Source organism: Paenibacillus sp. P4_A9 (assembly GCF_056402415.1).
Genome location: NZ_JBFUHL010000141.1, coordinates 1 through 5,021, shown reverse-complemented (window position 1 = coordinate 5,021; position 5,021 = coordinate 1). Strand labels below are relative to the sequence as shown.

5 protein-coding genes are annotated in these 5,021 nt (G+C 30.4%); all 5 read left to right on the top strand.

Features of this window, described 5'->3' with window-relative positions:
• Positions 1–185: 185 nt before the first annotated feature.
• The gene (locus tag AC1DVJ_RS29975; RefSeq protein WP_477596399.1) at positions 186–620 is read left to right on the top strand and encodes a NucA/NucB deoxyribonuclease domain-containing protein; all 435 of its coding nucleotides are present in this window, start codon (positions 186–188) and stop codon (positions 618–620) included.
• 113 nt (positions 621–733) lie between these two features.
• Positions 734–2,122, top strand: coding sequence for a DUF6602 domain-containing protein (locus AC1DVJ_RS29970; protein ID WP_477596397.1), 1,389 nt, complete (start codon positions 734–736; stop codon positions 2,120–2,122).
• Between the two features lie 610 nt (positions 2,123–2,732).
• Positions 2,733–2,984: a hypothetical protein gene (locus AC1DVJ_RS29965; protein WP_477596395.1), complete on the top strand. Its 252-nt coding sequence runs from the start codon at positions 2,733–2,735 to the stop codon at positions 2,982–2,984.
• 45 nt (positions 2,985–3,029) lie between these two features.
• Positions 3,030–3,620 (top strand): hypothetical protein, encoded by a 591-nt coding sequence (locus AC1DVJ_RS29960; protein ID WP_477596393.1) that lies wholly within the window; start codon positions 3,030–3,032, stop codon positions 3,618–3,620.
• 56 nt (positions 3,621–3,676) lie between these two features.
• On the top strand, positions 3,677–5,021 hold a 1,345-nt coding region (locus AC1DVJ_RS29955), incomplete at its 3' end, for an HNH endonuclease (RefSeq protein WP_477596391.1).

Here is a 5,021-nt window from a genome sequence, read left to right as displayed (position 1 = left end):
GTTGAAAGATAGAATAAAAAGAAAAAGTTGGGAAAAGGTTTTTGATTTGAATAATACTGGACTGGATTCTATACAAGGGACAACAGGAAGAATTGAATTAAATAAGATAAAAAGGATTGAATTTTACTAAGGTGTAAGGAAAAAGTTTAGAATGACAATTTATAATCTATTTTAAGGTAGGTAAAATGAAAAAGAGGTCTTTATATTTAGTAGTATTAATATTACTCATTGCTGGTGTTTACTATTGCATTAATAATAATGTCTTCACTATTTCTCCTGGAAATCAAGACACAACGCCTTCTTTCACTTTAATAGTACCAGCTGATCGTTTTCCAGAAACTGCCGCGCATATTAAAGCAGCCATTGAGCATGGTGAAACTCCAGTGTGTACAATTGATCGCAAAGGTGCAGAGGAAAATCGCAAGGAGTCATTAAAGGGTATCCCTACAAAGCCCAATAAAGACAGGGATGAGTTCCMAATGGCAATGTGTGCAGAAGGTGGAACTGGTGCAGATATAGCCTATATAACCCCGTCAGACAATCGTGGAGCAGGGTCTTGGGTGGGGAATCAGTTGGAGAAATACCCAGATGGAACTAAGGTTATGATTCTTGTTAAGTGATGAAAGAATGATTTTATTTTTGGGATTATGTGTTGCGGTTATTTGGTCTTATTCACAAAATTTGATCTGAAATATATTTTACAAAACCTTTTATGTGAAAGGAATTAATTATTATGTCAAATAATTATTTGAATGAAATAATAAATCAACAGATTCATAAGTTTTTCTTGGATTTTAGTTACTGGGCGCCCAAAATATTCATTGACGAAAAAAAACCATTAATTCATACTGGCGAATTTGGCATGTACAGGGAAGAAATAGCAAGAACTTTCCTGAGAAGTATTGTACCTAAAAAATTTGACGTTAATCATGGTTTTATATTAAATCCTCGTGAAGGTAAGGAAGGTATTAGCACACAATGTGATATTGTCATCTATGATAAATCATCAACCCCTTTTATTGATGATGGATCAGCAAAATTCTTCCCAATTGAAACAGTTGTAGCTATTGGTGAGGTCAAGTCAGATCTTAGCAAAACTGAACTAGAAGAAGCCCTGAATAAATTAGCTGGAGTAAAGAAAAAAAGAGAAAACCTAACTGATGTTACAACATTAGCAAGATTTCCGCTAGATAGTCATTTTGTAAGTGAAATATATAGATATACACTGAAATTTTCTAGTGAAGTTCCTAGTGTGTTTTGGAAGATACCGCTTCAAAAAACATTCAAAAATTATGTCAATGGTATTAATAAATTGACTATGAATAAAGAAGAGAGAGAACGATTAAAGTATTATTTGACAGAAATACAAAGAATGGAAAAACTTCGTGAAGAATTAAATTATAATATTAGATATTTTCATACGGATCATATCTTCTCATTTTTAATTTGTAACCAAATTACGGGGGTTTCGAAAGATGAACTGCCAAATGTTATCAATGATATATATAAATCTTCAAAGATAAAAAGAATACATAGACATAATATGATTCTAAGTTTACAAGATGGTCTTTTATTATATAAAGATCCTTTTAGCACAGAGGATGGAAAGTATAAGTATTTTCCATTTCCTCATAAATGGAATAGAAAATTAAAAAATATATTTGTTCCAGTAGTTAATGGTAGTACAGAGTTTGAATTATCTAAATTTATCAGTAAAGAGCTAAATGATATGAAAATAACAAACAAAAAAACAATATTCGATAAAGGAAAAGCTGATTTTATAGAAAAAATTAGTAAATTTATCGTAAAAGGATTTAAAGATATTGATAGACAACCTGTATCTGAAGCCAATGTAAAGGACATTTTTGATGATTTATTAAATATGAGGAAAAATAAAATAACTACTGGTCAGCATAATAATATTAAGAATCTTTCCAAATCGATAGCGCAGCAACTAATGTATTATATAAACCTTTCACACTCTGAAATTGATGAATACGAACATATAAAGGTTTTTGCTCATTATCTCTTTCTGTCTACTACCGATTCTACTATAATTTATCCTGAACTAGCCAAATACTTTTATCCGATAATTCATAATAAATATACAATAACTGAATAAAAATCGAAATTACTTATGTTGGACAGATAAAACAAATCATCGAGAAACTAGATAATTTAAAAATGGTCAGTTAAGCTAAAATGAAAAATATTCAGGTTCATTAGAAGTCACCTAGATTATGTGTTGAGCGTTTGAAATAGTTCTAAACTGCGATTTTATACTGTAATTAGTCCCATTCTGTTGATTGGGGCTTTTTTGTACAATTAGCGTTTTAAAGTGAATCACTAAGAACTTCTCGTAGACCAAATGTACTAATCATGTTAAGCTTTTTTTATGGGTATTTCTGGTATTTCTCATTCAATGATTGATGATACTTCTTCTATCGATGGATTTGTTTGTCGACAAGAAATGAGAAGATTAGTTGCAAATAGGCTAAGTGGCTAGTGTGTAATATTCAGATTTCATTAATGGAGAAGTGATTAATTTGGGTATCAGTCTGAAGACATTAGTTTGATGAATGATCCTTATTTGATGAGCCATTCTGCTTCTTTTACTGATGCTTTTTATAAAAAATTAGAAGGATTTTTCGGTAGAGATATTAATTACAATATATCTAGGTTAAGTTTTTGGAAGTTTTAAATAAAATACTAGTTTCATGAGGTGATTATTTTTGATTAAGATTACTACTGAAGAGGATTTCAAGCAATACAGAGCGACGGATGGATATTTTATTGTTAAAGATAATGCAAATAAGAATAAAGTTCATGTCACCAGATGTCCAACACTAGATATTTCTACTTTTAGAGAGAAGGTTTTAAGCAATGATGGCAAAAATGGGGAATATCTCTACACGGATGACTTGATTGCAGCAACCAACTATACGAAAGGTAGAAAGTGTGAAAATTGCAGAAGGATTATGTGAGGCGATAAAAACTGACTTTCATATAGAATCGAAGGAGCAGCATGAATGAACTCATTAATAGTTGATACATTTTCAAACAATCTAGATATCCGGTTGTCCTATTACGGGAATCAATTAAACTTGGTTACGGAGGATTGTATCAGGTATGAGTTTTATGGTGCTTTATTATCTGAGTATCAATCATATGAGATAATTCTTGAATACCCACACGACTACTTAAAACAGAAAGAAATTGATTTAGTGATTATTAACAAGTCATTCAACTCGATATTTGAGTTTAAATACTATAGAGCAATACCTAGTGGTCAAGAGGATCGGACTGCCAGAATGGCAAATATTTACGTAGATATTATGAAACTAAAACTATCGAGGGTAGCCAGCGAAAAGTACTTTGTATTTATTACCGATGCGGTAATGTATGGATATTTATTGAGAAACGAGTATGGCTTCATGATTAGGGAAATTGAATTTGATTTCGTAGTATCATCGACTCACCAAACAGGACTTAATTTTGGGAAAGTTGTTAATAAGAAATTACCTGAAGATATCAATATGTCCTTACCGATTTCTATAAAAAGAGTTTACTATAAAGCACTTGAACAGGATCATTACTTATTTGTTTATAAAATTCTATGATACGATAAAAGTTCACTTTCATCGAGATTTTGAGAGTATAGTGGGAGAGTTGTTGAATGTACGAAAGAATAATAGGTAATTTTTTATTTAAAGGAAGCTCTGGCAGCAAAAAAGATAGAAAAAGGATAACAGAGATATATAATGTAGTAAATGCGTATGATTTTAATGAATTTAAAAAAATAGCAATATCATTAAGTATTAATAAGACACTTAAAAATGGACGAGAATTGTATGTAATACCAAGTAATTTTAATTCAAGTTACTTAAAAGCACACTTCAAGTCTTCACAGACTAAATATGAAGATAGTCGCACATTCTTAAATACAACATTTACTTTTTCATATTTTATTTTCACAGATGTGACATACAAAAGAAATGAGATTGGATCAGCAGTTCTTTCGTCCCAAGATAAGGAAAGAATTGACGCCATAATTTCTAAGTTGAGTAAATTTTCATTTACAAAATTAGAACAATATTTTAAAAGTAATCCTTCTTTCTTATCAATAAGGAATAATAAATTAGTTATTCCTAAGGATATTCACTTTAATTTTTTTAGTGACCTGGAAGATAAGAAAGAGAGTAAGGATTCAAGTAACGGTAATAAAGAAAATAAAAACAAAGAGAATCAAGTTAATGTTGAGGAACATTTTCTTCCTGGTATCAACGCAACTATCATTAATAATGAAAAGTTGTTGGTGAGTGATTATAGTGATTTGAAGAATATTAACCTGAATAATGAAATGCAGCAGTTAAAAAACCAATCAAAAAAAAAGCTTTTTAATAAAAAAATCGGGAATCATACCCCAGCTAGAATGTCGATATCTACTCAGAGAATTCAAAGATTAAGTAGTATTGTACTATTCCTGAAGAGATTATACGATAATACTTGCCAAATCTGTGGGGAACGGCTCGAAGTTGCTTTTGAACAATATTATTCTGAAGTTCATCATATACAACCACTTGGGTTACATCGGGGAGCAGATGTAGTTGAAAATATGATTGTTCTTTGCCCCAACCACCATACTATGTTTGATCGTGGTTCGATAACTATATTCTTAAATGAAAAGCGAATCATTCACAAAAATTCTATTCATCAGATTAATCGAAAAAAACTATTATTTAAGCATTCAATTGATCAAAAATATATTGATTATCACAATACATATATTTTCGGTAATGATAATTTGAGTACATCCAATAAAATAAAACAAGTAGAGGCTGCAAGACAACAAGAGTTGAATTATGGAAAGATGATAAGGATTCAAGATATTCACAATAGTGAGACATTTGATGTGCAACTAGAGGTTTTTCATCAAAGAGAATTCATGACTAATTTTCAATTAGCACTTGTGAATGTTATAGAAGGAGATTCAGTTAATATAAATAGTCATACTTATATTG

Coding starts and splice junctions, on each gene's coding strand:
- AC1DVJ_RS29970 (WP_477596397.1), top strand. CDS start 734: ATGTCAAATAATTATTTGAATGAAATAATAAATCAACAGATTCATAAG.
- AC1DVJ_RS29960 (WP_477596393.1), top strand. CDS start 3,030: ATGAACTCATTAATAGTTGATACATTTTCAAACAATCTAGATATCCGG.